This window comes from Streptomyces sp. NPDC057271, assembly GCF_042668715.1.
Taxonomy (GTDB): Bacteria; Actinomycetota; Actinomycetes; order Streptomycetales; family Streptomycetaceae; genus Streptomyces.
Genome location: NZ_JBHUYJ010000007.1, coordinates 57,486 through 82,182, shown reverse-complemented (window position 1 = coordinate 82,182; position 24,697 = coordinate 57,486). Strand labels below are relative to the sequence as shown.

At 70.9% G+C, this 24,697-nt stretch carries 27 protein-coding genes; 13 read left to right on the top strand and 14 right to left on the bottom strand.

Annotated features, from left to right (window positions below; genetic code table 11):
• Nucleotides 1–52 precede the first annotated feature (52 nt).
• Complete coding sequence (locus ACFUJR_RS05590) at nt 53–1,225, bottom strand: LPXTG cell wall anchor domain-containing protein (RefSeq protein WP_383163184.1); 1,173 nt, start codon at nt 1,223–1,225, stop codon at nt 53–55.
• A gap of 231 nt (nt 1,226–1,456) precedes the next feature.
• On the opposite strand from ACFUJR_RS05590, the gene deoC reads away from it, so the two are divergent.
• From deoC to ACFUJR_RS05575, 3 genes are read left to right on the top strand one after another with little or no spacing between them, the layout of a single operon-like run.
• Nucleotides 1,457–2,413: a deoxyribose-phosphate aldolase gene (gene deoC / locus ACFUJR_RS05585; RefSeq protein WP_383163186.1), complete on the top strand. Its 957-nt coding sequence runs from the start codon at nt 1,457–1,459 to the stop codon at nt 2,411–2,413.
• 5 nt (nt 2,414–2,418) lie between these two features.
• Nucleotides 2,419–3,855 (top strand): aldehyde dehydrogenase family protein, encoded by a 1,437-nt coding sequence (locus ACFUJR_RS05580; RefSeq protein WP_383163188.1) that lies wholly within the window; start codon nt 2,419–2,421, stop codon nt 3,853–3,855.
• The gene (locus tag ACFUJR_RS05575; protein ID WP_383163190.1) at nt 3,848–4,732 is read left to right on the top strand and encodes an aldehyde dehydrogenase family protein; all 885 of its coding nucleotides are present in this window, start codon (nt 3,848–3,850) and stop codon (nt 4,730–4,732) included. Before ACFUJR_RS05580 ends, ACFUJR_RS05575 begins: the two co-directional genes overlap by 8 nt.
• Before the next feature lie 141 nt (nt 4,733–4,873).
• Here the strand turns inward: ACFUJR_RS05575 and ACFUJR_RS05570 are convergent, their stop codons facing one another.
• Both ACFUJR_RS05570 and ACFUJR_RS05565 read right to left on the bottom strand, forming a co-directional pair.
• Entirely contained in the window at nt 4,874–5,014 is a 141-nt protein-coding gene (locus ACFUJR_RS05570; RefSeq protein ID WP_383163192.1) for a hypothetical protein, read from the bottom strand.
• Between the two features lie 125 nt (nt 5,015–5,139).
• Nucleotides 5,140–5,529 carry a hypothetical protein gene (locus tag ACFUJR_RS05565; protein ID WP_383163194.1) on the bottom strand — a complete coding sequence of 130 codons (390 nt, stop codon included), beginning with the start codon at nt 5,527–5,529 and terminating at the stop codon, nt 5,140–5,142.
• 119 nt (nt 5,530–5,648) lie between these two features.
• On the opposite strand from ACFUJR_RS05565, the gene ACFUJR_RS05560 reads away from it, so the two are divergent.
• Complete coding sequence (locus tag ACFUJR_RS05560; protein ID WP_383163196.1) at nt 5,649–6,278, top strand: ATP-binding protein; 630 nt, start codon at nt 5,649–5,651, stop codon at nt 6,276–6,278.
• A gap of 142 nt (nt 6,279–6,420) precedes the next feature.
• Here ACFUJR_RS05560 and ACFUJR_RS05555 read toward each other — a convergent pair whose 3' ends face one another.
• Nucleotides 6,421–7,185 (bottom strand): SigE family RNA polymerase sigma factor, encoded by a 765-nt coding sequence (locus ACFUJR_RS05555; RefSeq protein WP_383163198.1) that lies wholly within the window; start codon nt 7,183–7,185, stop codon nt 6,421–6,423.
• A gap of 158 nt (nt 7,186–7,343) precedes the next feature.
• On the opposite strand from ACFUJR_RS05555, the gene afsQ1 reads away from it, so the two are divergent.
• From afsQ1 to ACFUJR_RS05530, 5 genes are all read left to right on the top strand, one after another.
• Nucleotides 7,344–8,021 (top strand): two-component system response regulator AfsQ1, encoded by a 678-nt coding sequence (gene afsQ1, locus ACFUJR_RS05550; RefSeq protein WP_181019089.1) that lies wholly within the window; start codon nt 7,344–7,346, stop codon nt 8,019–8,021.
• Between the two features lie 8 nt (nt 8,022–8,029).
• Nucleotides 8,030–9,502 carry an ATP-binding protein gene (locus ACFUJR_RS05545; RefSeq protein ID WP_383163201.1) on the top strand — a complete coding sequence of 491 codons (1,473 nt, stop codon included), beginning with the start codon at nt 8,030–8,032 and terminating at the stop codon, nt 9,500–9,502.
• Nucleotides 9,499–10,125 (top strand): hypothetical protein, encoded by a 627-nt coding sequence (locus ACFUJR_RS05540; protein ID WP_383163203.1) that lies wholly within the window; start codon nt 9,499–9,501, stop codon nt 10,123–10,125. Before ACFUJR_RS05545 ends, ACFUJR_RS05540 begins: the two co-directional genes overlap by 4 nt.
• A gap of 58 nt (nt 10,126–10,183) precedes the next feature.
• On the top strand, nt 10,184–10,765 hold the full coding sequence (locus ACFUJR_RS05535) for a VanZ family protein (RefSeq protein ID WP_383163205.1): 582 nt from the start codon (nt 10,184–10,186) through the stop codon (nt 10,763–10,765).
• 93 nt (nt 10,766–10,858) lie between these two features.
• Nucleotides 10,859–11,059, top strand: coding sequence for a PspC domain-containing protein (locus ACFUJR_RS05530; protein WP_383163207.1), 201 nt, complete (start codon nt 10,859–10,861; stop codon nt 11,057–11,059).
• Between the two features lie 80 nt (nt 11,060–11,139).
• On the opposite strand, the gene ACFUJR_RS05525 is transcribed toward ACFUJR_RS05530, so the two are convergent.
• Entirely contained in the window at nt 11,140–11,490 is a 351-nt protein-coding gene (locus ACFUJR_RS05525) for a hypothetical protein (RefSeq protein ID WP_383163208.1), read from the bottom strand.
• Nucleotides 11,491–11,661: 171 nt separating this feature from the next.
• Nucleotides 11,662–12,816: an adenosine deaminase gene (locus ACFUJR_RS05520; protein WP_383163210.1), complete on the bottom strand. Its 1,155-nt coding sequence runs from the start codon at nt 12,814–12,816 to the stop codon at nt 11,662–11,664.
• Nucleotides 12,817–12,931: 115 nt separating this feature from the next.
• Here ACFUJR_RS05520 and ACFUJR_RS05515 point away from each other — a divergent pair, with 115 nt between their 5' ends.
• Nucleotides 12,932–13,720: an alpha/beta hydrolase gene (locus tag ACFUJR_RS05515; RefSeq protein WP_383163212.1), complete on the top strand. Its 789-nt coding sequence runs from the start codon at nt 12,932–12,934 to the stop codon at nt 13,718–13,720.
• A gap of 20 nt (nt 13,721–13,740) precedes the next feature.
• Here the strand turns inward: ACFUJR_RS05515 and ACFUJR_RS05510 are convergent, their stop codons facing one another.
• A complete protein-coding gene (locus tag ACFUJR_RS05510; protein ID WP_361596640.1) occupies nt 13,741–14,694 on the bottom strand; it encodes a LysR family transcriptional regulator in 954 nt (317 codons plus the stop codon).
• Between the two features lie 62 nt (nt 14,695–14,756).
• On the opposite strand from ACFUJR_RS05510, the gene ACFUJR_RS05505 reads away from it, so the two are divergent.
• The 3 genes from ACFUJR_RS05505 (at nt 14,757) to ACFUJR_RS05495 (ending at nt 17,849) form a co-directional block, all read left to right on the top strand.
• On the top strand, nt 14,757–16,019 hold the full coding sequence (locus tag ACFUJR_RS05505) for an MFS transporter (RefSeq protein ID WP_383163215.1): 1,263 nt from the start codon (nt 14,757–14,759) through the stop codon (nt 16,017–16,019).
• A gap of 125 nt (nt 16,020–16,144) precedes the next feature.
• Entirely contained in the window at nt 16,145–16,792 is a 648-nt protein-coding gene (locus tag ACFUJR_RS05500) for a L,D-transpeptidase family protein (RefSeq protein ID WP_383163312.1), read from the top strand.
• Between the two features lie 82 nt (nt 16,793–16,874).
• A complete protein-coding gene (locus ACFUJR_RS05495; RefSeq protein WP_383163217.1) occupies nt 16,875–17,849 on the top strand; it encodes a sigma-70 family RNA polymerase sigma factor in 975 nt (324 codons plus the stop codon).
• A gap of 9 nt (nt 17,850–17,858) precedes the next feature.
• Here the strand turns inward: ACFUJR_RS05495 and ACFUJR_RS05490 are convergent, their stop codons facing one another.
• The 7 genes from ACFUJR_RS05490 to ACFUJR_RS05460 form a co-directional block, all read right to left on the bottom strand.
• Nucleotides 17,859–18,128: an STAS domain-containing protein gene (locus ACFUJR_RS05490; RefSeq protein WP_383163219.1), complete on the bottom strand. Its 270-nt coding sequence runs from the start codon at nt 18,126–18,128 to the stop codon at nt 17,859–17,861.
• A 66-nt stretch (nt 18,129–18,194) separates the two neighbouring features.
• The gene (locus tag ACFUJR_RS05485; protein ID WP_383163221.1) at nt 18,195–18,770 is read right to left on the bottom strand and encodes a Uma2 family endonuclease; all 576 of its coding nucleotides are present in this window, start codon (nt 18,768–18,770) and stop codon (nt 18,195–18,197) included.
• Between the two features lie 100 nt (nt 18,771–18,870).
• Nucleotides 18,871–20,148 carry a thymidine phosphorylase gene (locus ACFUJR_RS05480; RefSeq protein ID WP_383163223.1) on the bottom strand — a complete coding sequence of 426 codons (1,278 nt, stop codon included), beginning with the start codon at nt 20,146–20,148 and terminating at the stop codon, nt 18,871–18,873.
• Nucleotides 20,149–20,228: 80 nt separating this feature from the next.
• Entirely contained in the window at nt 20,229–20,633 is a 405-nt protein-coding gene (locus ACFUJR_RS05475; protein WP_383163224.1) for a cytidine deaminase, read from the bottom strand.
• A complete protein-coding gene (locus tag ACFUJR_RS05470) occupies nt 20,630–21,919 on the bottom strand; it encodes an ABC transporter permease (RefSeq protein ID WP_383163226.1) in 1,290 nt (429 codons plus the stop codon). Before ACFUJR_RS05470 ends, ACFUJR_RS05475 begins: the two co-directional genes overlap by 4 nt.
• A complete protein-coding gene (locus tag ACFUJR_RS05465) occupies nt 21,916–23,028 on the bottom strand; it encodes an ABC transporter permease (RefSeq protein ID WP_383163228.1) in 1,113 nt (370 codons plus the stop codon). Before ACFUJR_RS05465 ends, ACFUJR_RS05470 begins: the two co-directional genes overlap by 4 nt.
• Nucleotides 23,025–24,617, bottom strand: a complete 1,593-nt coding sequence (locus ACFUJR_RS05460) for an ABC transporter ATP-binding protein (RefSeq protein WP_383163313.1) — start codon at nt 24,615–24,617, stop codon at nt 23,025–23,027. The genes ACFUJR_RS05465 and ACFUJR_RS05460 overlap by 4 nt, the downstream gene beginning before the upstream one ends.
• Nucleotides 24,618–24,697 lie beyond the last annotated feature (80 nt).

The following is a 24,697-nucleotide window of genomic DNA, read 5'->3' as shown; positions in this document are numbered from 1 at the left end:
TGGCGCTCCTGCTCGGGTCAGTGGCAGGTGTGAGGAGGGGTGGGCAGGGCGGTCAGCCGCGGGCCCCCGCGGTGCGGCGGCGGAAGGCGACGAAGCCGAGGCCCGCGGCGGCCAGGGACGCGGCGCCCGCACCGGCCGCGAGCAGCGCGGTGTGGTCCGTGCCGGTGTTCGGCTCGGCCCCGGCGGCGACTCCGCCCCGCGGGACGACGGTGGTCTGCGTGGTCGTGGTGGTCGCGGCCGTCTCCGTGGTCTTGGTGGTCTGGGGCGTCTTGCCCTGCGGCCGGTCGGCGAGCCAGTCCGCGCGCAGCTCACCGTTCCAGGAGAGCGTCACCTCGATCTCGGAGCCGAAGACCTGCTTGTCGACCGTCTTCTCCGTCTGGTCGACGGACATCCGGCCGACCTCCTTCTCCCCCTTGAAGATCTTCGCCGTGATGTCACCACCCTTCCGGTGCGCGATCCCCTTGTAGCCGTGCCCCAGGACCTGCCAGCCCGAGAACTCGCCGAGCCACTCCGACTCCTCCTCGCTCGTGGGCGTGGGCTCCGGCGCCGGGGTCTCGTTCTCCACGGGCTTCGGGGCCGCCTGGACCTTCGAGCCGGGGATGTACGCGGCGAATCCGCCGTCGCTCTCCAGGACGACCACGGCCTTGCCGTACGTCCAGACCTCGCGGTCGCCGTTCAGGTAGGTGAAGCCGCGGCCCTTGCCGTTCTCGATCAGCTGGAGGCCGTAGCGCCCGTCCTTCGCCCGGCCGAGTTCGAGGAGGGTGCCGTCGGCCAGCTCGTACGTCCCGGGCTCGGCGCCGGGCAGGGCGTTGCCGGTCCAGTCGAGGCTGGTGCCGTCCGGGTAGAGGACGAAGAAGGCGCCGTTGTTGTTGCCGGCCGCCGGGCGGGTGTTGGCGTCGAAGACACCGATCTTGTAGCCGCCCGTGAAGAGCTCGGCACGGTGGTGGAGCTCGTTGATCTTGTAGATCCGGGCGAGGGTGCCGTCGGTGAGGGTTTCGGTACGAACGAGAGTGCCGGCGTCGTCGATGGCGGGCTTGATGTCGATGTCGGGCTTCACCTCAGACGCCGGCCCGGTGGCCTGCTTCGGCTTCGCGTCGGCGGCGAAGGCCGTGCCGGCGGCGAAGGCCGTGCCGGCGGCGAAGGCCGTGCCGGCGGTGAGGGCCGGGGTGACGGCGACGCCCGCGAGGAGGGCGGTGGCGACGGCGGTACGGAGGGCGGTGCGCATAACGACTCCTGTGAATCGGTACAGGTCGGGTGAGGAAGAGCCGCATGCCGCTGACGTCTCGTTCGGTCGGGGCCGGTGAGTTCTGGCTGGCTGCGGAAAGAACGTTAGTGATCTTGTATCGAGGAGTCGTCCGCTCCATGTCACGGCGGTGTGACAGCGGCCACGAATCCCCTTCCGGAACCCGGGGGCTGTACAGGCCGCTACGCGCGTAGATATGCTCGACTGGTGACCATGCCCACCACTGCATCCGCAGCATCAGCTTTCGCCGACGTGACCGCGTCCGACAGTGCGCTGCGCCGCTTCCTCCACGGGCTGCCCGGCGTCGACGCCGTCGGCCTGGAGGCGCGCGCCGCGTCCCTCGGCACCCGCTCGATCAAGACCACGGCCAAGGCCTACGCCATTGACCTGGCCATTTCCATGATCGACCTGACGACGCTCGAAGGCGCGGACACCCCGGGCAAGGTCCGGGCGCTCGCCGCCAAGGCCGTCCACCCCGATCCGACCGACCGTACGACCCCGACGACCGCCGCGGTCTGCGTCTACCCGGACATGGTGGCCACCGCCAAGGCCGCCCTCAGGGGTTCCGCCGTCAAGGTCGCCTCCGTCGCCACCGCCTTCCCCGCCGGCCGCGCCGCGCTCGACGTGAAGCTGGCGGACACCCGCGACGCCGTCGCCGCCGGGGCCGACGAGATCGACATGGTGATCGACCGGGGCGCGTTCCTCGCCGGGAACTACATGAAGGTCCTCGAAGAGATCCGGGCCGTGAAGGAGGCCTCCGGCGAGGCCCGCCTGAAGGTCATCTTCGAGACCGGTGAGCTCTCGACGTACGACAACATCCGCCGCGCCTCCTGGCTCGGCATGATGGCGGGCGCCGACTTCATCAAGACCTCGACCGGAAAGGTCGCGGTCAACGCCACTCCGGCCAACACGCTCCTGATGCTGGAGGCGGTGCGCGACTTCCGCGCGCAGACCGGCGTCCAGGTGGGCGTGAAGCCCGCCGGCGGCATCCGCAACACCAAGGAAGCCATCAAGTTCCTGGTCCTGGTCAACGAGACCGTCGGCGAGGACTGGCTGGACAACCACTGGTTCCGCTTCGGTGCCTCCAGCCTGCTCAACGACCTGCTCATGCAGCGTCAGAAGCTGGCGACCGGCCGCTACTCCGGCCCCGATTACGTGACGGTGGACTGATCATCATGGCATCTGCATTCGAGTACGCACCGGCGCCCGAGTCCCGGTCCGTCGTCGACATCGCCCCCGCCTACGGCCTGTTCATCGACGGCGAGTTCGTCGAGGCGGCCGACGGCAAGGTATTCAAGACCGTCTCCCCCTCCACCGAGGAGGTCCTCGCCGAGGTCGCCCAGGCGGGCGCCGAGGACGTCGACCGCGCGGTCAGGGCGGCGCGGAAGGCGTTCGAGAAGTGGTCGGCGCTGCCCGGCTCCGAGCGCGCCAAGTACCTCTTCCGGATCGCCCGGATCATCCAGGAGCGCAGCCGTGAGCTGGCCGTCCTGGAGACCCTGGACAACGGCAAGCCGATCAAGGAGACGCGCGACGCGGACCTTCCGCTGGTCGCCGCGCACTTCTTCTACTACGCGGGCTGGGCGGACAAGCTCGACCACGCGGGCTACGGCGCGAACCCGCGCCCGCTCGGCGTGGCCGGCCAGGTCATCCCGTGGAACTTCCCGCTGCTCATGCTGGCGTGGAAGATCGCCCCGGCGCTGGCGACCGGCAACACGGTCGTCCTGAAGCCCGCCGAGACGACCCCGCTCTCCGCCCTGTTCTTCGCGGACATCTGCCGCCAGGCCGGGCTGCCGAAGGGCGTCGTCAACATCCTTCCCGGTTACGGGGACACGGGCGCCGCGCTCGTCGAGCACCCGGACGTGAACAAGGTCGCCTTCACCGGCTCGACCGCGGTCGGCAAGTCGATCGCCCGCTCCGTCGCCGGCACGCACAAGAAGGTGACCCTGGAGCTGGGCGGCAAGGGCGCGAACATCGTCTTCGACGACGCGCCGATCGACCAGGCCGTCGAGGGCATCGTCAACGGCATCTTCTTCAACCAGGGCCAGGTCTGCTGCGCGGGCTCGCGACTGCTGGTCCAGGAGTCGGTCCAGGACGAGCTGCTCGACAGCCTGAAGCGGCGGCTCTCCACGCTCCGCCTCGGCGACCCGCTCGACAAGAACACCGACATCGGCGCCATCAACTCGTCGGAGCAGCTGGCCCGCATCACCTCGCTGGTGGACCGCGGCGAGGCCGAGGGCGCAGAGCGCTGGACCGCCGCGTGCGAGATCCCGGCCGCCGGTTACTGGTTCGCCCCGACGCTCTTCACGGGCGTCACGCAGGCGCACACCATCGCCCGCGACGAGATCTTCGGCCCGGTCCTGTCGGTGCTGAGCTTCCGTACGCCGGACGAGGCCGTCGCCAAGGCCAACAACAGCCAGTACGGCCTGTCGGCCGGCATCTGGACGGAGAAGGGCTCGCGGATCCTGGCCGTGGCCAACAAGCTCCGCGCGGGTGTCGTCTGGGCCAACACGTTCAACAAGTTCGACCCGACCTCGCCCTTCGGCGGCTACAAGGAGTCGGGCTTCGGCCGCGAGGGCGGTCGCCACGGCCTGGAGGCGTACCTCGATGTCTGACCGTCTTTCCGTCTTCAAGACCTACAAGCTGTACGTGGGCGGGAAGTTCCCGCGTTCCGAGAGCGGCCGGGTGTACGAAGTGCAGGACAGCAAGGGCAAGTGGCTGGCCAACGCTCCCCTCTCCTCCCGCAAGGACGCCCGTGACGCGGTCGTCGCCGCGCGCAAGGCGTTCGGCGGCTGGTCGGGCGCGACGGCGTACAACCGCGGCCAGATCCTCTACCGCATCGCCGAGATGCTGGAGGGCCGCCGGGACCAGTTCACGGCCGAGGTCGCGGGCGCGGAGGGCCTGTCTAAGTCCAAGGCGGCCGCGGTCGTCGACGCGGCCGTCGACCGGTGGGTCTGGTACGCGGGCTGGACCGACAAGATCGCCCAGATCGTGGGCGGCGCGAACCCGGTGGCGGGCCCGTACTTTAACCTGTCGACCCCGGAGCCGACGGGCGTCGTGACGGTCGTGGCCCCGCAGGACTCGTCCTTCCTCGGGCTGGTCTCGGTGATCGCCCCGGTGATCGCGACGGGCAACACGGTCGTGGTGATCGCGTCGGAGAAGGCGCCGCTGCCGGCGCTCTCCCTCGGCGAGGTGCTGGCCACCTCCGACCTGCCGGGCGGTGTCGTGAACATCCTGTCCGGCAAGGCCGCGGAGATGGGCCCGCACCTGGCGGCCCACCAGGACGTCAACGCGATCGACCTGACGGGCGCGGACGCGGACCTGGCCCGTGAGCTGGAGATCGCGGCCGCGGACAACCTCAAGCGCGTCCTGCGCCCGCGCGCGGTGGACTTCGCGGAGTCCCCGGGCACTGAGCGGATGACGGCCTTCCTGGAGACGAAGACCGTCTGGCACCCGACGGGTTCGCTGGGCGCGAGCGGCTCGTCGTACTAACGGCCGGCGAGAGGCGGCCCCCGGGTGTCCCGGGGGCCGTTTCTCATGCCCGGCCACGCGACATGGGCGCCACTGGGGGTCCCCCCACGCCACCGGGGCGTAGGGGGAGGCACCGTCACGCTCGTCCGCACCATCGGCGGCTCACTCGGCGTCGCGACGCTCGGCGCGGTCTTCACGGCCCGGCTCGACGGGGCGGACACGTCGCTGACCCCGGCCCGGCTGCGGGAGCTTCCCGAGCCGGTACGGGAGGGGTTCGCGGCGGCGGTGACGAGCGGGCTGCACGGGGTGCTCCTGGTAACGGCCGTGCCGGCCGCGCTCGCCTTCGCCGCGGCCTGGTTCGTACGGGAGGTGCCCTCCAGGGGGCGTGGGCCACCAGCGGGTCGCGCCGGGGGCCGGCCAGGGAGCCGTCAGTTCGTCGGCAGCAGCCCCGCCACCTCGCCGACCAGCGGCAGATCGTCCAGGCCCCCGCCCTTCGTGACGTGGTCGGTCACCAGGTTGGTCCCCACCGGCTTGAAGTCGGCGACCTGGGTGCCGACCCCGTTGTCCAGCGGGTCGACCCCGGTGTTCGCCAGCGGGTCGAGCTGAAGGCTCGTCAGCGGGCCCACCGCGTGACCGGTGGCCCCGAGGGCCGCGACGGCGTCGCTGCCGGCGAGCGCTTCGACCGGCAGCGGCAGCGGGGCGGCCGCCTGGGCCGTGGCACCCATGCCGAGCACCGCCGCTCCCGCCGCCGTCGCGGTCAGCCCGGCCTTCAGTAGGGCGCCGCGGCCGGGGGTCCTGGATTTCTTGTGACGCGCCATGAGGATCCTTCGACGTCGGGTAACGACAGAGACACCGAGAGTAGTTGAGATGTGACGCTGGATACCAACCCCCTCCCTCGGGGTCCCCTGCCCGGGGGAATGCCTCACACTGGTGTCCCGTGAGTTCCCAACCGATCCCGACCCGCGTCGTCCTGCTCGCGGGCCCCTCAGGCTCCGGCAAGTCGTCCCTCGCCGCCGTCGCCGGCCTCCCGGTCCTGCGCCTCGACGACTTCTACAAGGAGGGCGACGACCCGACGCTCCCACTGGTCGCGGGCAGCGCCGACATCGACTGGGACTCCCCGCGCTCCTGGGACGCCGACGCCGCCGTCGCGGCGATCGTGGCGCTGTGCCGCACGGGCCGTACGGACATCCCCGTGTACGACCTCGCCACCAGCTCGCGTGTCGACCGCGACGCGCTGGACATCGGCCGGACCCCGCTCTTCGTGGCGGAGGGGATCTTCGCGGCGGAGATCGTGGAGCGCTGCCAGGACCTCGGGGTCCTCGCCGACGCGCTGTGTCTGCGTGGCCGCCCCTCGACGACGTTCCGCCGCCGCCTCCTGCGTGATCTCAGGGAGGGCCGCAAGTCGGTCCCGTTCCTGCTGCGCCGCGGCTGGCGCCTGATGCGCTCGGAGCGCTCCATCGTGGCCCGCCAGACGGCGCTGGGCGCCCACCCCTGTGCCAAGCGGGAGGCGTTGGGCCGCCTCGCCGCCGCCGCGGCGGGCCGCCACCGGACCCCCGCGGCGCACTGAGGCGCCCCGGGCTCGACGGCCCGGCTCACCAGGGCCGGAAACAAAAAGAGACGCGGTCGAACAAGACCCCCCGGCTTGTCCGACCGCGCTTCCCCCGTACCCCCGTACGTCCCCCCGTTCTTCCCCCGTCGCCCCCCGACCTTCAGGCCACCAGCTCGCCGAAGGACTCCTCCTCGTCACGGCCGAAGCTCAGGACCTCGTCCTCGCGCAGCCGGCGCAGGGAGCGCCAGATGCTCGACTTCACCGTGCCGACACTGATGTCCAGGATCTCCGCGATCTCCGGATCCGTACGGCCCTCGTAGTAGCGCAGCACCAGCATCGTCCGCTGGAGCTCGGGCAGCCGGGCCAGCGCCTGCCACAGCACCGCGCGCAGCTCGGTCCCCCGCATCGCGTCCGTGTCGCCCGCCGTCTCCGGCAGCTCCTCGGTGGGGTACTCGTTCAGCTTCCGCCTGCGCCACGCGCTGATGTGCAGGTTCGTCATGGTGCGGCGCAGATAGCCGCCCACGGCCGCCTTGTCACTGATCCGGTCCCAGGCCCGGTAGGTCGAGAACAGCGCGCTCTGCAGCAGGTCCTCGGCCTCGAACCGGTCACCGGTCAGGTGGTAGGCGGTGGCGTACAGGGAGGCGCGGCGTTCCTGGACGTAGGCGGTGAACTCCGCCTCCGACACCGACTGCCGCTCCCCCGTGGCCTCCCCGTACGCCGCTCCCCCGTCAGCCACGGCGACCATGTACGGCGCCTTGTGCTGACGTCCGGTGGCTCGGCCGCACCCCCGTGCTCCCCCGAGCTCTCGACTCCGCTCGAGCAGGGAGGTACCCCCGGCACCGCCGGACTTCTCCGCACTCCGCACGACGACATCGTGGAGGCGCGTGACTACTGCGCTTGAGGTGGTGCTGTGCAGTGCGTTCATCGTGCGCCCCCCGTCGGTTGGAGTGTGTCTGTCCGTGTGCCAAGAAGCTTGCCCGGGCACTTTCATCGGGGTGTCCGCCGACTGTCACAGCCCTGTCACAGGCACCGGTCCGGCCACACAGTCGAACTCAGGTGGCCGCATGCGACAGAATGGCGCCCGTGCCTTTCCTGTTGCTGATCGAGGACGACGACGCCATCCGCACGGCCCTCGAACTCTCGCTGTCACGCCAGGGCCACCGAGTGGCCACCGCGGCGACGGGCGAGGACGGCCTGAAGCTGCTCAAGGAGCAGCGGCCGGACCTGGTCGTGCTGGACGTCATGCTGCCCGGAATCGACGGCTTCGAGGTGTGCCGGCGCATCCGGCGCACCGACCAGCTGCCGATCATCCTGCTCACCGCGCGAAGTGACGACATCGACGTGGTCGTCGGCCTGGAGTCCGGCGCGGACGACTACGTCGTCAAGCCGGTCCAGGGGCGGGTGCTCGACGCCCGCATCCGGGCCGTACTGCGGCGCGGCGAGCGGGAGTCCACCGACTCGGCGACCTTCGGCTCGCTGGTCATCGACCGTTCCGCGATGACGGTGACGAAGAACGGGGAGGACCTGCAGCTCACGCCGACCGAGCTGCGGCTGCTCCTCGAACTGAGCCGGCGGCCCGGACAGGCCCTGTCGCGCCAGCAGTTGCTGCGCCTGGTGTGGGAGCACGACTACCTGGGCGACTCGCGCCTGGTCGACGCCTGTGTGCAGCGGCTGCGCGCCAAGGTGGAGGACGTGCCGTCCTCGCCGACCCTGATCCGTACCGTGCGCGGCGTGGGCTACCGGCTGGACGTCCCTGCGTGAGAAGAGCGATGTTCACCGGGCTGCGGTTCACCAGCCTGCGATTGCGGCTCGTCGTCGTCTTCGCCCTCGTGGCGCTCACGGCCGCGGTGTCCGCGTCCGGGATCGCGTACTGGCTCAACCGCGAGGCGGTGCTGACCAGGACGCAGGACGGGTCGCTGAACGACTTCCGGCAGGAGATGCAGAACCGGGCCGCGACGCTGCCGCTGCGTCCCACCGAGGACGATCTGCGGCGTACCGCCGAGCAGATGGCGAGCGGCAGCGCCGGGTACAGCGTGCTGCTGCTCGGGGAGCGGGACGCGGGCAAGCCGATCATCGGGGCCTCGAACCCGGACACCTTCACCCTGGCCGACGTACCGGAGTCGCTGCGCGTCGCGGTGGACACCGCGCGGCCGGTCAAGGAGGGCGACACCAGCCCTTACCACCTGTTCTGGCAGCGGACGCAGCGCGGTCAGACGCCGTATCTGGTCGGCGGGACGCGGATCGCCGGCGGCGGGCCCACCGGCTTCATGTTCAAGTCGCTGGAGGCCGAGCGGGCGGATCTGAACTCGCTGGCCTGGTCGTTGGGGATCGCGACGGCGCTCGCGCTCGTCGGCTCGGCCCTGCTCGCTCAGGCCGCGGCCACGACGGTGCTGCGTCCCGTGCACCGGCTGGGTGAGGCGGCTCGGCGGCTCGGCGAGGGCAAGCTCGACACCCGGCTGCGGGTCTCGGGCACGGACGAACTGGCCGATCTGTCGCGGACGTTCAACAGCGCGGCCGAGTCCCTGCAGAAGAAGGTCGCGGACATGAGCGCGCGGGAGGAGTCCAGCCGGCGGTTCGTCGCGGACATGTCCCACGAGCTGCGGACGCCGCTGACGGCGCTGACGGCCGTGACGGAGGTCCTGGAGGACGAGCAGGACTCCCTCGACCCGATGATCGCGCCGGCCGTGGCGCTCGTGGTGAGCGAGACGCGGCGGCTGAACGACCTGGTGGAGAACCTGATGGAGGTGACCCGCTTCGACGCGGGCACCGCGCGGCTCGTCCTGGACGACGTGGACGTCGCCGACCAGGTCACCGCGTGCATCGACGCCCGCGCCTGGCTGGACGCCGTGCAGCTGGACGCAGAGCGCGGGATCATGGCCCGGCTCGACCCGCGCCGGCTCGACGTGATCCTGGCGAACCTCATCGGGAACGCGCTCAAGCACGGCGGTTCGCCGGTACGGGTGGCGATCCGCACGGAGGACGGCGAGCTGGTCATCGAGGTGCGGGACCACGGCCCGGGCATCCCCGAGGAGGTTCTGCCGCACGTCTTCGACCGCTTCTACAAGGCGAGCGCGTCCCGGCCCCGGTCGGAGGGCAGCGGTCTGGGACTGTCGATCGCCATGGAGAACGCGCTGATCCACGGCGGTTCGATCACGGCCGCGAACTCGCCCGACGGCGACGGCGCGGTGTTCGTCCTGCGGCTTCCGCAGGACAGCGAGCAGGGCGAGGTGGAGAAGAGTTGAGCGGGCTTCGCCGTGCGGGAGTACGTACGGGAGGGGTGGCGGCGGCCGTCGTGCTGACCGCGCTCGCCTCCGGGTGCGGGATCAGGACGACGTCGGTACCCGTCGACGCGGGACCGGCCCCCTCGCGGGTGCCGTGCAGCGTCACGGGCGACGAGATCGCCACGCAGACGTCGGGGGTCCCGGTCCGGGTCTTCCTGCTCTGCGGGTCGCAGCTGGAGCCGGTGGACCGGCGGGCGCCGCTGCCTCAGGAGAAGGCGAACGGGGACCGGGTCGCCACCGCTTCGGCGCTGCTCGCGCAGTTGCCGGCCGAGCCGTCGGAGAACGAGCGGCAGGCCGGGTTCTCGACGGCCGTCAAGGGACCGCTGCTCGTCACCGGCGGGTACAAGGGCGATCCGGCGGGCACGCTGCGGCTGAGCCGGCAGCCGGAGGACCTGACACCGACCGCGCTGTCGCAGATCGTCTGCACGCTGGCGCACAGCTCGGCGGGCGCCGGCGAGGCGAGCGTGGTCCTCGGCGGGCCCGGTCGCTATCCGCCACGCCACTACGTGTGCACGGCCGGGCTGAGGGAACGCCCGGAGTCGGCGCCCCCGACGACGGGTGCGCCCAGCCCCTCCGCGTCCTGAAGCGGGTGTTCCGCCGCGCGGCGGAACCGACTCCGGGACGGGACGCATCTTGGGGGGCGTGCAGCGTCAAGGTTCGGGCGGCAGTGCCGCCGTGGTCGTACGCGTGGCGGGGTTCGTCCTCCTCCTCGCGCATCTGCTGCTCGTCGCCTGGGTCACGCTCCGACCACGTGACGTGGCCTGGGTGACCGCGCCGAACCTGACCCCGCTGGCGGGGATCCAGGCGGATCTCGCGCTCGGCCCGGTCGAGGCCGCCCGGCGGATCGGCGAGGGCCTGCTGCTCCTGGCACCACTCGGCGTCCTGCTGCCGATGGCCGACGGCCGCCTCCATGTGTCGCCGTGGGCCTCCCTGGCCCGTACGGTCGCCGCCGGGGCGCTCGTGTCGCTCGCCGTCGAGCTGCTGCAGACCGCCGTGCCGGGCCAGGTCGTGGACGTGGACTCGCTGCTTCTGAACACCGCGGGGGTGGCACTCGCGCATGTGCTGCTGGTGCCCGCCGGGCGGGCGCGGCTGCGCCGCAGGTGGGACGGGGCGGCCGGCCGGTCCTCCTCGGGGACCAGGCCGGGCCGGGGTTCGGCCCTGCTGCGGAACGAGGGTTCTCAGGGGTCTACCCCGACGATTCCCAGGGTCGGGATCGCCCCGTAGACCGACGCTTTGTCCCCCGGCCCCGGGCGAGTATGGAGTCATCGGAAGCCCGACGGAGCGGCTTCCGGGAGACGCTTCCCGAAGGAGCCCACCATGGCCGCACTTGCCCGCCCCCGCGAAGGCCGCATGATCGGCGGAGTGTGCGCAGCGCTGGCACGGCGCTTCGGCACCTCGGCCACCACCATGCGGGTCATCTTCCTCGTCTCGTGCCTGCTGCCCGGTCCGCAGTTCCTCCTGTACCTCGCGCTCTGGCTGCTGCTCCCGCAGGAGAAGCCGGCGAGCACGGCCTGGTAAGGGCACGCCGTACGTACACCGATGGGGCGCTCACCCGGACCGGGTGGGCGCCCCATCGGCATGCGTGCGGCGTGATCGGGTCAGCCGAGCGGCAGGGCGCCCACCGGCAGGCCGCCGAGCAGGCCGCCGACCGGGGTGCTGGCCAGCGGGCCGTTGGCGGCGTCGAGCGGGAGGTGCTGGGTGGCGGCACCCGCGGCGGCCGGCAGGGTCTTGACGCCCTGGTCGACCGACGACTGGCCGGAGAGAAGGGATTCGGCGGCGCCGTCGGGGAGCTCGGCGACGTCACCCAGCGGCACGGTCTTGGTGACCAGGCCGAGCGCGTCCGGGGTGGCGGGCAGCGACGGTGCGGCGGTGGCCGTGCCGGCGGCGGCAGCGGCGAAAGCGGCACCGAGAGCGGCGACACCGAGCGTCTTGGCGGCAGACTGCTTCATCAGAAAATCATCCTTGGGGATCTTGGGGATCTTCGAGCTTCGAGGAAAGCAGGAATTCGGGGAATGCAGAGCGGCTTTGCAACTTAGCCACCGGATGACACTCCCGCAAACACCGAAAGGCGGCCGAGCAGATGTTCCCCGGCCGCCCCGCTCCTGCCCCGAAGCCCGCCCTCAGCCCGCCCGGGAGGAAGACTCGCTGGTCGTGGCAGTCTGCCGGAACAGCCATTCGGACTTCAGCTCGGCATATCCGGGCTTGATCACGTCATTGATCATGGCCAGACGTTCATCGAAAGGAATGAACGCTGATTTCATCGCATTGACCGTGAACCACGCCATGTCGTCGAGCGTGTAGTCGAATGCCTCGACCAGCTGCTCGAATTCCCGGCTCATACTCGTACCGCTCATCAGGCGGTTGTCGGTGTTGACCGTGGCACGGAAATGCAGCTTGCGGAGCAGGCCGATGGGGTGTTCCGCGATGGAGTCCGCCGCGCCGGTCTGGAGGTTGGAGGTCGGGCACATCTCCAGCGGGACGCGCTTGTCCCTGACGTACGCCGCGAGCCGGCCGAGCCGCACCGAGCCGTCGTCGGCGACCTCGATGTCGTCGATGATCCGCACGCCGTGGCCGAGCCTGTCGGCGCCGCACCACTGCAGGGCCTGCCAGATGGACGGCAGGCCGAAGGCCTCGCCGGCGTGGATCGTGAAGTGGTTGTTCTCCCGCTTGAGGTACTCGAAGGCGTCGAGGTGGCGGGTGGGCGGGTAGCCGGCCTCGGCGCCCGCGATGTCGAAGCCGACGACGCCGGAGTCGCGGTAGCGGTTGGCGAGTTCGGCGATCTCCAGGGCGCGGGCGGCGTGCCGCATCGCCGTCAGCAGCGCGCCCACCCGGATGCGGTGGCCGTTCGCCCTGGCCTGGCGCTCGCCCTCGCGGAAGCCCTCGTTGACCGCCTCGACGACCTCCTCCAGGGTGAGTCCGGCCTCCAGGTGCTGCTCGGGGGCGTAGCGCACCTCGGCGTAGACGACACCGTCCTCCGCGAGGTCCACCGCGCACTCGGCAGCGACGCGGACGAGGGCCTCGCGGGTCTGCATGACGGCGCAGGTGTGCGCGAAGGTCTCCAGATAGCGCTCCAGGGAGCCGGAGTCGGCGGCCTCGCGGAACCAGATGCCGAGCTTGTCCGGTTCGGTCTCGGGGAGGTTGGCATAGCCCTGCGCGAGGGCGAGTTCGATGATCGTGCCGGGGCGCAGTCCGCCGTCGAGGTGGTCGTGGAGGAGCACCTTCGGGGCGCGGCGGATCTGGTCCGCGGTGGGGACGTTGGGGGTCTGGCTCGTCATTTCCGCACTCTAGCCCCTACGCGCGTAGAGCGCCCCTCCTCAACTCGCTTGTCGATACACAACAGTGACCGCGCGTACGGATGGCGTACACCTCGGCTTCTGAGACTGTTCTGCCATGGCGCACTCCGCACTCGTAGGGGCTGTCGGCAGCCGGACACCCCGGCTCGGACGGCCCGTCGGCGCATCGCACCCCGGTACGGCGGTGGGCGGTGTGGTCCTGCTTCTTCCCGACGGCGAGGTGGCGTCCGCGCGGGGCGCCTCGCTCCGGGCGCACGCGGCGCTGCTGCCGCTGGGCCGCCGACTGGCCAGGGCGGGCCTGCAGGACGGCCTGGTGGCGCATGTGGTGCGCTACCGGGGGCGGGGCTGGAACGGCACGGACGCCCAGTTGGCCTCGGACGCCTCCTGGGCGGTGGCGGAGGCGGTACGGCGCTACGGCGACGTCCCGGTCTGCCTGGCAGGCCACGGGATGGGCGCGCGGGCCGCGCTGCGTGCGGCCGGACACGCGGCCGTCGACGCGGTGCTCGCGCTCGCGCCGTGGCTGCCGGAGGACGACGTGGCGGCCGAGCCCGAGCCCGTGCGCCAGCTGGTCGGGCGCCGGATCCTGATCGTGCACGGCACGAACGACGCCCGGACGGATCCGGAGCTGTCGTACCGGCTGGCGGAACGGGTGAAGAAGGCGAACCGCGACACGTGCCGCTTCGAGGTGCACACCGACGGCCACGCGCTGCGCCAGTACCACGGCGAAATCCACGCCCTGGCCGCCGACTTCGTCCTCGGCTCCCTCTTCGCCCGCTCGTTCGCCCGCCCGGTCGCGGACGCGCTCGCGGCTCCGCCGCCGCTGGGACTGCGGATGCCGCTGGCGGCGGGCTTCGGCCGCGCCCCGCGCCGCCGGGCGAGACTTTGACGACAGGGTCTGGGAGATACCTATTCGGGCAGGAGGCTCCCCCGCTTGCTCAGCAGGAAGCGCTTGAAGGCCGCCACCGGTGCCGTGTCCGGGTGGCCGTCGAGCCAGGCGACACCGATCTCGCGCACCGCGCGCGGGGCCGTGACCGTGAGCTCGACGACGCCGGGGCGCGGGACCGCGGGCGGCGGCAGCAGCGCGACGCCGAGGCCCGCCGCGACCAGGCCGCGGAGGGTCTCGGCCTCCTCGCCCTCGAAGGCGACACGCGGGGTGAAACCGGCCTCCGCGCACAGGTCGTCGGTGATGCGCCGCAGCCCGTAGCCGGGCTCCAGGGTCACGAAGGTCTCCTCCGCCGCCTCCGCGAGCCGGACCCGCTTGCGGGAGGCGAGCCGGTGGTCGTCCGGGACGACCAGCCGCAGGCGCTGCTCGTCCAGGCGGCGGGCCACGAGGTCCGGCGCGTCCGGGACGGGAGAGGTCAGGCACAGGTCCAGGTCCCCGGCCCGCAGCCGTTCGATCATCGCCTCGCCGTAGTTCTGGACGAGGGTGAAGCGGACTCGGGGGTGGTCGACCCGGAAGGCGCGGATGAGCCCGGGGACGGTCTCGGAGCCCATGGTGTGCAGGAACCCGAACGCGACCCGCCCCGCCGCCGGGTCCGCGTCGGCCCGTACGGAGTCCGCCGCCCGCTCCACCTCGGCGAGGGCCCGCTCGGCGGAGGCCAGGAACGTCCGGCCGGCCGGGGTGAGCGAGACCGTACGGCCCCTCCGGGCGAAGAGGGCCACCCCCAGGTCCTGTTCGAGCCGGACCATCGCCCGTGAGAGCGTCGACTGCGGCACCCCCATCTCGGCCGCAGCCCTGGTCACATGCTCGTGGCGGGCCACCGCCGCGAAGTACGCGAGCCGTGGCGCGAGCAGCAGCCCCATGTCTTCTTCGTAACTACTCGGTGACAGCCGACCCTGTGACCTGTACTCATGCACCATGGGAACGATTACATCAGTTCCATGCATTGGACGCATGAAACGAATCGTCCTACGTTCGAGACATGCCTTCCGCCAGTACCAAGGCGGCCGCCACCAGCACGGTCGCCGACACCCGTCTCGCCCCCGGAGCCCCCGGTCACCGCCGGATGAGTTTCGCGCTCTTCGCCGCCGGCCTCGCCGCCTTCGCGCTCCTCTACTCCACCCAGGCCCTCCTTCCCGCGATCTCCGCCGAGTTCGGCGCCACCGCCTCCGCCGCCTCCTGGACGGTCTCCGCCGCGACCGGCGCCCTCGCCCTCCTCGTCCTCCCGATGAGCGCCCTCTCGGAGCGCTTCGGCCGGCGCACGATGATGACCGCCTCGCTCTCCGTCGCGGTCGCCGTCGGACTGCTCGTCCCGTTCGCCCCGAGCCTGGAGTGGCTGGTCGCCCTGCGCGCGGTCCAGGGCGCGGCACTCGCGGGTCTGCCGGCCTCCGCGATGGCGTTCCTCGCCGAGGAGGTACGGCCCAAGGCGCTGATCGCCGCGATCGGCCTCTTCGTCGCGGGCAACTCGATCGGCGGGATGAGCGGCCGCATCGTCACCGGCTGGGTGGCGCAGATGTGGGGCTGGCGCGCCGGCCTCCTCGCGGTCGGTCTGATGGCGGTGGCCTGCGCGGTCGCCTTCCGGGTCCTCATCCCCGAGGCCCGCCACTTCACGCCGGGTTCGCTCAACCCGAAGGCGCTCGCGGCGACGGTCCGCACGCATCTCGCCGACCCGCTGCTGATGCGTCTGTACGCGATCGGCGCCCTGTTCATGACGGTCTTCGGCGCGGTCTACACCGTCATCGGCTACCGCCTGGTCGAGGCCCCGTTCTCGCTCCCCCAGGGCGTCATCGGCTCGATCTTCCTGGTCTACCTGGTCGGTACGGTCTCCTCGGCGGCGGCCGGGAAGCTCGTCGGCCGGCTCGGCCGGCGCGGGGCCCTCTACCTGACCGTCGGCACCACCGCGGCCGGTCTGCTGCTCTCGCTCTCCGACGCCCTCGCCGCCGTCCTGCTCGGCCTGGTCCTGATCACGGCCGGCTTCTTCGCCGGGCACGCGGTCGCCTCCTCCTCGGTGAGCCGGACCGCGACGACGGGCCGTGCGCAGGCCTCGGCGCTCTACCAGTCCGCGTACTACATCGGCAGCAGCGTGGGCGGCACGCTCGGCGCGATCGCCTTCCACTCCGGCGGCTGGGCGGGCACGGTCCTCCTGGGTCTCGTCGCGGTCCTCGGCGTCGTGTCGATCACGCTCTACGGCAGCCACAGCGCGCGGGTCGAGGCGCGGAACCTCTCGCTGCGTACCGCGCACTGAACCGAGACCGGATCCGTACAACCAGAACGCTCCCCCGCTCGTCCTGAGTCGTAGGACCCCAGGGGGAGTTGGTGATCATGAACGGGATAAGGAAGCGCGCCGGGATCGTCCTCGGCATCACCTCGATGGTGGTGCCGCTGACGGTGGCACTCGGCGCGGGGACGGCCCAGGCGGCGTCGTGCAACGTGACGACGGGGCCGTACCAGAAGCAGGTGGAGAGGTTTCTCGGGCGGACGGCGGACGGCAGGCAGTCGCTCGCCGACTGCAAGGCCGTCCAGTCGTTCCAGCGCAAGCACGGCATCACCCCGACCATGGGGTACGCCGGGCCGCTGACCTGGCGGTCGATGAACACGATGCTGGAGCAGAAGGCCGCCGGCAAGAACCCGAACAAGGCGGGGAAGTGCCCGACGAACAAGGGCCGGATCGCCTGTGTCGACCTGACACGGCAGCTGAGCTGGATCCAGGACGGCAAGAAGCTGAAGTACGGTCCGGTGCCGGTCCGTACGGGCAAGGACGGGACCGAGACCCGCACCGGCGCCAGGAAGATCTACTGGCGCAAGATCAACCACTGGTCGACGATCTACCACGTCTCGATGCCGTACTCGCAGTTCTTCGACGGCGGACAGGCCTTCCACTCCACGACCAAGTCCATGTGGAACCCGCCGGGTTCGGGCGGCTGCGTCAACATGCGTCCGGCCGACGCCAAGGCGTACTGGAACCTGCTCAGGAACGGGGACGACGTGTACGTCTACGGGCGGAAGCCCGGAACCTGACCCGCGCTGTCAGAGGGCTGCGGTAGCTTCCCCTCATCGGCACAGCACCGGTGCCGATGAGGGGCGACTGGGGTGGACGTTCATGAGTGACCTGGCAACGGCGGACCGGAACTCCGAGCTGGAGAAGTACCGCACGGAGCTGACCGGTTACTGCTACCGGATGCTCGGCTCGTCGTTCGAGGCCGAGGACGCCGTGCAGGACACGATGGTCCGCGCCTGGCGGTCGCTCGACTCCTTCGAGGGACGCTCCTCGCTCCGCTCCTGGCTCTACCGCATCGCGACGAACGTGTGCCTGGACGCGCTCAACGCGGGGAACAAGCGGGCCCGGCCGATGGATCTGACGGCCGCCACACCGGTCGCCCAGGCGCAGCTGAACGCCCGGCCGGAGATCACCTGGCTGGAGCCGGTCCCGGACGGACGGGTGCTGCCGTCCGTGGCCGACCCGGCCGAGACCGCGGTCTCCCGTGAGACCGTGCGCCTCGCGTTCGTCGCCGCCCTGCAGCACCTGCCGCCGAAGCAGCGGGCCGTGCTGATCCTGCGCGAGGTGCTGGCCTGGAAGGCGAGCGAGGTCGCCGAGCTGCTCGACACCTCGGTCGCCTCGGTCAACAGCGCGCTGCAGCGGGCGCGCGCCACGATCGCCGAGAACGAACCGGCGGTCTCGGACGCGGCGGATCCGCTGGACGAGGAGCAGAAGCAGCTTCTGGAGCGCTATGTCGCGGCCTTCGAGGGGTACGACATGAAGGCGCTGACCGCGCTCCTCCACGAGGACGCGACGATGTCCATGCCGCCGTACGACCTCTGGCTGCGCGGCCACGACGACATCGTGGGCTGGATGCTCGGGGTCGGCGACGTCTGCCGCGGCTCGAAGCTGGTGCCGACCGTGGCGAACGGCTCGCCCGCGTTCGCGCACTACCACCCGGACCCGGAGGGCGGGTACAGCCCGTGGGCCCTGATCGTCCTGGAGGTGCGGGACGGCAAGGTCGGCGGGATGGACTTCTTCCTGGACACCAAGCGGTGGTTCCCGCTCTTCGACCTTCCGGAGCGGCTCCCGGCGTAAGGGCCCCCGTCACAGGACCTCGGCGAGCCCGACCAGGTCGAGGAGGAGCCGCAGCTCCCCGCCGGCCCCCCGGAACGTGAGCCGATGCCCGAGGCGCCCGGCGGTGAGCTTCAGCCGGGCAAGAGCCTCCACGGCGGCGAGGTCGGTGTGCGTCAGCCCGCCGACCTCGCAGATCACGTCGGCGGGTGGCACCCTTTCGAGCACGGCGCAGAGCCGGGCGACCTCGTCGGGGGTGGCACGGGAGGCGAGGGTGAGTACGAGCGGTCGACTGGTGTCCACACCAGGGAGACCCTTGCCGCGGCCGGAACTCATCGGCGGGCCGGGCCGCGGCGGGCCGGGCGGCGCCTAGATCGGGAACGTGCTGGTGTCGATCGTCAGGTCGAAGGGGTCGGGGAGGTGGATCTCCTCGCCGAACTTCACGGCGCGCAGCACCCGGTAGACGTCGCTCCGCGGTTCGCCGAACAGCGTCACCGTCGGGCCACCGGGTGCCCACCGATCGATGAGCAGATACAGCGGCACGCCTGCCGTGGCGTATCCGGCCGCTTTGCTGATGCGGTCATGATTGGCGTTCGACTGCGACGTGATCTCGACAACGAGCTCGGCTGCCGTGGCCGGGATGTAGTGGCCAGGTTCGTCGAGAGCCACTTCGGGGGTCACCAACAGGTCTGGAATGTACATCCCCGAGCGGGTCGGGATGGCAACCGCCTGAGTCTGATAGACGCCCCAATCCTCGGGAATTGCCTGATACAGCCGACGCTGGAGCTTGTTGGCGATGCCGTTGTGCTGGTTGGCGGGCGAAGGCGCCACGGTGATGATCCCCTCGATGATCTCCACCTTGCAGCCCTCGGGCCAGTCCATCTCATGCCAGAGACGGACGAGGTCGTCCCAGCCCTGCCCGGGCTCGACGGCGAGTGCGCTCATGGTGTGCTCCTCAGTCGGTCGTCACCGATCCCAGCATGCCGAACGGGACCGGCGGTGGTCCACCGGTCCCGTTCACCCGAAGGTGTCAGAGGCATATCCCTCAGGCGATACGGTCAAGCACGATCGGGTTCGGGGTGAACGCCGTGCCCTCCGCGGCGATGTCCCAGGCCGCGTCGAGGGAGTTCAGGGCGTAGTCGAACTTCTCCGGCGTGTCCGTGTGGAGCGTCAGCAGGGGCTGGCCCGCCGTGACCGTGTCACCCGGCTTGGCGTGCAGTTCGACGCCCGCGCCCGCCTGGACCGGGTCCTCCTTGCGGGCGCGGCCGGCGCCGAGGCGCCAGGCGGCGATGCCGATGTCGTACGCGTCGAGGCGGGTCAGGACGCCCGACGAGGCCGCGGTCACGACGTGCTGCTCGCGGGCGACCGGCAGGGTCGCGTCCGGGTCGCCGCCCTGCGCCGCGATCATGCGGCGCCAGACGTCCATCGCCGAGCCGTCCGCCAGCGCCTTCGCCGGGTCCGCGTCCTTGATCCCGGCCGCGTCGAGCATCTCGCGCGCCAGCGCGATCGTCAGCTCGACGACGTCCGCCGGGCCGCCGCCCGCGAGGACCTCGACCGACTCGCGGACCTCGAGGGCGTTGCCGGCGGTCAGGCCGAGCGGGGTCGACATGTCGGTGAGCAGCGCGACCGTCTTCACACCGCTGTCCGTGCCCAGGCCGACCATCGTCGAGGCGAGCTCGCGCGCGTTCTCGATGGTCTTCATGAAGGCGCCGGAGCCGACCTTCACGTCCAGGACCAGCGAGCCCGTGCCCTCGGCGATCTTCTTCGACATGATCGAGGAGGCGATCAGCGGGATGGCCTCCACCGTGCCGGTGACGTCCCGCAGCGCGTAGAGCTTCTTGTCCGCCGGCGCCAGACCGTCGCCCGCCGCGCAGATGACCGCGCCGGTGGTGTCCAGGACGTGCAGCATCTCCTCGTTGGAGAGCAGCGCGCGCCAGCCGGGGATCGACTCCAGCTTGTCCAGCGTGCCGCCGGTGTGGCCGAGGCCCCGGCCCGAGAGCTGCGGCACGGCCGCGCCGCAGGCGGCGACGAGCGGGGCCAGCGGGAGGGTGATCTTGTCGCCGACACCGCCGGTGGAGTGCTTGTCAGAGGTGGGGCGGGAGAGCGAGGAGAAGTCCATGCGCTCGCCGCTCGCGATCATCGCGGCGGTCCAGCGGGCGATCTCCGTGCGGTTCATGCCGTTGAGCAGGATGGCCATGGCCAGGGCGGACATCTGCTCGTCGGCGACCTCGCCGCGGGTGTAGGCGTCGATGACCCAGTCGATCTGCTCCGGGCTCAGCTCGCCCTTGTCCCGCTTGGTGCGGATGACGGAGATGACGTCCATGGTGGTGCCTCTTTCTACGCGCATAGAGGGGAAAGGAGGAGCGGCCCTTCCCATCGTGCCGGAAGGGCCGCTCCGCGGTCTTACTTCTCGAGGTGGTCCGGGCCGAAGGCCTGCGGGAGCATCTCGGCGAGGGTGACGAACCCGGCCGGGGTCTCCAGGACGAGTTCGGGGCCGCCGAACTCGTACAGCAGCTGCCGGCACCGCCCGCACGGCACCAGGGCCTCGCCCTGGCCGTCCACGCAGACGAAGTGGGTCAGCCTGCCGCCGCCGGTGGCCTGGAGCTGCGAGACGAGCCCGCACTCCGCGCACAGCCCGAGGCCGTACGAGGCGTTCTCCACGTTGCAGCCGGAGACCACCCGCCCGTCGTCGACGAGCGCGGCGGCGCCGACCGGGAAGCCGGAGTACGGGGCGTAGGCACGGGACATGGCGTCCCGGGCCGTCACCCGCAGCAGCTCCCAGTCGGGCGCCAGGGCGCTGGGCGTCACTTGCCCTCGCCCTTGCGGTAGCGCATGCCGTCCGCCTTGGGCATCCGCAGGCGCTGTGCGGAGAGCGACAGCACCAGCAGGGTCACCACGTACGGCGTGGCGCTGACGAACTCGACCGGGACCGTCTCGGTACCGAGGTACCAGATGAAGACGCCGACGCCGATGACGATGGCGATCGAGGAGGTGATCCAGCGCTTCTTGTACGCCTTCCAGGCCGCGATCGCGACGAGGACCGCGAAGAGCAGCAGGAGCAGCGCGTGCACGGAGTCGCCGCCGCTGCGCAGCTGGAGCGCGTCCGCGAAGCCGAACAGGCCCGCGCCCATCGCCAGGCCGCCCGGCCGCCAGTTGCCGAAGATCATCGCCGCGAGGCCGATGTAGCCACGGCCACCGGTCTGGCCCTCGTTGTAGATGTGCGAGGTGACCAGCGACAGGAAGGCGCCGCCGAGACCGGCCATACCGCCGGAGACGATCACGGCGATGTACTTGTACTTGTAGACGTTGACGCCGAGGGACTCGGCGGCGATCGGGTTCTCGCCGCAGGAGCGCAGGCGCAGACCGAACGAGGTCTTCCACAGCACGAAGTACGTACCGATCACCAGCAGCACGGCGAGGATCGTGACCAGCGACAGGTTGGTGACCAGACCGCCGAGGATGCCGGCGATGTCCGAGATCAGGAACCAGTGGTGCTTCTCGATGTCGGCCAGCCAGTCGGACAGGCCCGGGATCGTGATCGAGGTGATGTCCTCGGACGGCGGGGACTGCTTGGGGCTGCCGCCCTTGGCCGCGGCCTCGCCGGTGTTGAACCACAGCTTGGCGAAGTAGCTGGTGACACCGAGCGCCAGGATGTTGATCGCGATACCGGAGATGATGTGGTCGACGCCGAAGGTGACGGTGGCGACCGCGTGCAGCAGACCGCCGAACATGCCGCCCAGGACACCGGCGAGGATGCCGATCCAGGGGCTGGTCTGCCAGCCGGCCCAGGCACCGAAGAAGGTGCCGAGGATCATCATGCCTTCGAGGCCGATGTTGACCACGCCCGCGCGCTCGGCCCACAGACCGCCGAGACCGGCGAGGCCGATCGGCACGGCGAGCGAGAGCGCGGCGCTGATCTGGCCGGCCGAGGTGAGGTCCTGCGCGCCGGTGATGGCGCGGACTGCGGAGAGGGCGATGAGCCCGCCCGCGACGATCAGCAGGATCACGGGCAGCGAGAGGCGGGTGCGGCCGCCCTTGCCGCGGGCCGCCTTGGGCGCGGCGGGCGGCGGGGTGGAAGTCGCCGTGGCGGTCACGCCGACACCTCCGTCGTGTTGTTGGAACGGGCCTGGGCCGCGAGCTTCTCGCCGACCTGACGCTGCTGGCGCTTGATGCCGTAGCGGCGGACGACTTCGTAGGCGATGACGACGCAGAGGACGATGACGCCCTGCATGACGCCGACGATCTCCCTGTCGTAGTCCTCGAACTCCAGCTGCTGGCCGCCGCGCTCCAGGAAGGCCCAGAGGATCGCGGCGAGCGCGATGCCGACCGGGTTGTTGCGGCCGAGCAGCGCGATGGCGATACCGGTGAATCCGATGCCGACCGGGAACCCGCCGCCGTACTCGTAGGACTCGTTGAGCAGCGTCGGCATGCCGATCAGACCGGCCATACCGCCGGAGATCAGCATCGACGTGACGACCATCTTCTTGACGTTGACACCGCTGGCCGCGGCGGCCGTGTCGGACTGACCGACGGTGCGCAGGTCGAAGCCGAAGCGGGTGCGGGCGAGCGTGAACCAGAACGCGACGCCGGCGATGGCGGCGATCACGACGAAACCGATGATCGGGGTCGGCGTGGTCGGGAACTCGAAGAAGTGCGAGGACTCCGGCAGCGGGCTGGTGGCGACCTCGGTGCCGGCCTCGTCCAGGTGGCCGAGGCGGCCGGGCTGGAGGAGGTAGCCGATGATCGCGGTCGCGATGAAGTTCAGCATGATCGTCGAGACGACCTCGCTGACACCCCGGGTGGTCTTGAGGACACCGGCGATGCCCGCCCACATGGCGCCGACGATCATCGCGGTGATGATGATCAGCGGGATCTGGACGATGCCCGGCAGGGTCAGCGCGCCACCGACGGCGGCGGCGAAGAAGGCGGCGAGACGGTACTGACCGTCGACACCGATGTTGAACAGGTTCATGCGGAAGCCGATGGCCACCGCGAGGCCCGCCAGGTAGTACGTCGTCGCCTTGTTGATGATGTAGACCTGGCTGTCCGACTTGATGCCGTAGTCGAACATGATCCCGAAGGCGCTGAACGGCTCCTTGCCGGTGGCCGCGAGCACCAGGGCGGTGATCAGGAAGGCGGCGACGATCGCGAGCAGCGGCGCCGCGATGCCCAGGAGCACCCGCTCCTTGTCGAACTTCTTCATCGGGCCTCGTCCTCCGGGCCGTCGGTGCCCTCAGGGCTCTCATCGTGCTCAAGGTGACCGGCGGCGGCGCCGGTCATGGCCGAGCCCAGCTCCTCCGGGGTGATGGTCGCCGGGTCGGCGTCGGCCACCAGACGCCCGCGGTACATCACGCGCAGGGTGTCGGAGAGGCCGATCAGCTCGTCCAGGTCGGCGGAGATCAGCAGGACCGCCAGGCCCTCCCGGCGCGCCTCGCGGATCTGGTCCCAGATCTGCGCCTGCGCGCCGACGTCCACACCCCGGGTGGGGTGCGCGGCGATCAGCAGCTTGGGGTCGTGGCTCATCTCGCGGCCGACGATCAGCTTCTGCTGGTTGCCGCCGGAGAGGGAGGCCGCGGTGACGTCGATGCCGGGGGTGCGGACGTCGTACTCGCGGACGATCCGCTCGGTGTCCTTGCGGGCGGCCTTGAGGTCGAGGATGGCGCCCTTGGAGTTGGGCTTCTCGGTGACGTGGCCGAGGATCCGGTTCTCCCAGAGGGGGGCCTCCAGGAGCAGACCGTGCCGGTGGCGGTCCTCGGGGATGCAGCCGATGCCGTCCTCGCGACGCTTGCGCGTCGGCGCGTGGGAGATGTCCGCGCCGTCGAGGGTCACCACACCGCGGTCCGCGTTGCGCATGCCCATGATCGTGTCGACGAGCTCGGACTGGCCGTTGCCCTCGACACCGGCGATGCCGAGCACCTCACCCTTGTGGATGGTGAAGGTGATGCCGCCGAGGACCGCGCGGACCACACCGTCGGGGTCGACGGCGCTGAGCGACAGGTCCCGGACCGTCAGCATCGGCACGTCCGTGACCGTCGACTCGCGGGTCTCCGGCGACGGGAGCTCGGCGCCGACCATGAGCTCGGCCAGCTGCTTGGTCGTGGTGTGCCTCGGGTCGGCGGTGCCGACCGTGGTGCCGCGGCGGATGACGGTGATCTCGTCGGCGACCGACAGGACCTCGCCCAGCTTGTGCGAGATGAAGATGACCGTCAGGCCCTCCGCCTTGAGCTCGCGCAGGTTGTCGAAGAGCGCGTCGACCTCCTGCGGGACGAGCACGGCGGTCGGCTCGTCGAGGATCAGGGTGCGGGCGCCGCGGTAGAGGACCTTGAGGATCTCCACGCGCTGACGGTCGGCCACACCGAGGTCCTCGACGAGCGCGTCGGGGCGGACGCCGAGACCGTACGCGCCGGAGATCTCCTTGATCTTGGCGCGGGCCTTGTCACCGATGCCGTACAGCTTCTCGGAGCCGAGGACGACGTTCTCGAGGACCGTGAGGTTGTCCGCGAGCATGAAGTGCTGGTGCACCATGCCGACGCCGCGGGCGATGGCGTCGCCGGGGCTGTGGAACGTCACCTGCTCGCCGTCGACCGTGATGGTGCCCTCGTCCGGCTTCTGCATGCCGTAGAGGATCTTCATCAGGGTCGACTTGCCCGCGCCGTTCTCGCCCACGAGGGCGTGCACGGTGCCGCGGCGCACGGTGATGTCGATGTCGTGGTTGGCCACGACTCCGGGGAAACGCTTGGTGATGCCGCGGAGTTCTACGGCGTTGGGACTGCTGGGGCTGGAGGCTTTGATGACGCACTCTCCTAGGCAGGGAGCGTGAGGAGGGGAAGAGGCCGGTGCGCAGACGCTGTCGGTGGCGAAAAATACCCTGC

Coding starts and splice junctions, on each gene's coding strand:
- ACFUJR_RS05500 (WP_383163312.1), top strand. CDS start 16,145: ATGGTGGTGCCGCTGACGGTGGCACTCGGCGCGGGGACGGCCCAGGCG.
- ACFUJR_RS05530 (WP_383163207.1), top strand. CDS start 10,859: ATGGCCGCACTTGCCCGCCCCCGCGAAGGCCGCATGATCGGCGGAGTG.
- ACFUJR_RS05495 (WP_383163217.1), top strand. CDS start 16,875: ATGAGTGACCTGGCAACGGCGGACCGGAACTCCGAGCTGGAGAAGTAC.
- ACFUJR_RS05525 (WP_383163208.1), bottom strand. CDS start 11,490: ATGAAGCAGTCTGCCGCCAAGACGCTCGGTGTCGCCGCTCTCGGTGCC.
- ACFUJR_RS05505 (WP_383163215.1), top strand. CDS start 14,757: ATGCCTTCCGCCAGTACCAAGGCGGCCGCCACCAGCACGGTCGCCGAC.
- ACFUJR_RS05580 (WP_383163188.1), top strand. CDS start 2,419: ATGGCATCTGCATTCGAGTACGCACCGGCGCCCGAGTCCCGGTCCGTC.
- ACFUJR_RS05545 (WP_383163201.1), top strand. CDS start 8,030: ATGTTCACCGGGCTGCGGTTCACCAGCCTGCGATTGCGGCTCGTCGTC.
- ACFUJR_RS05575 (WP_383163190.1), top strand. CDS start 3,848: ATGTCTGACCGTCTTTCCGTCTTCAAGACCTACAAGCTGTACGTGGGC.
- ACFUJR_RS05465 (WP_383163228.1), bottom strand. CDS start 23,028: ATGAAGAAGTTCGACAAGGAGCGGGTGCTCCTGGGCATCGCGGCGCCG.
- ACFUJR_RS05520 (WP_383163210.1), bottom strand. CDS start 12,816: ATGACGAGCCAGACCCCCAACGTCCCCACCGCGGACCAGATCCGCCGC.
- ACFUJR_RS05555 (WP_383163198.1), bottom strand. CDS start 7,185: ATGAACGCACTGCACAGCACCACCTCAAGCGCAGTAGTCACGCGCCTC.
- deoC (WP_383163186.1), top strand. CDS start 1,457: ATGCCCACCACTGCATCCGCAGCATCAGCTTTCGCCGACGTGACCGCG.
- ACFUJR_RS05590 (WP_383163184.1), bottom strand. CDS start 1,225: ATGCGCACCGCCCTCCGTACCGCCGTCGCCACCGCCCTCCTCGCGGGC.
- ACFUJR_RS05565 (WP_383163194.1), bottom strand. CDS start 5,529: ATGGCGCGTCACAAGAAATCCAGGACCCCCGGCCGCGGCGCCCTACTG.
- ACFUJR_RS05515 (WP_383163212.1), top strand. CDS start 12,932: ATGGCGCACTCCGCACTCGTAGGGGCTGTCGGCAGCCGGACACCCCGG.
- ACFUJR_RS05485 (WP_383163221.1), bottom strand. CDS start 18,770: ATGAGCGCACTCGCCGTCGAGCCCGGGCAGGGCTGGGACGACCTCGTC.
- ACFUJR_RS05510 (WP_361596640.1), bottom strand. CDS start 14,694: ATGGTGCATGAGTACAGGTCACAGGGTCGGCTGTCACCGAGTAGTTAC.
- ACFUJR_RS05480 (WP_383163223.1), bottom strand. CDS start 20,148: ATGGACGTCATCTCCGTCATCCGCACCAAGCGGGACAAGGGCGAGCTG.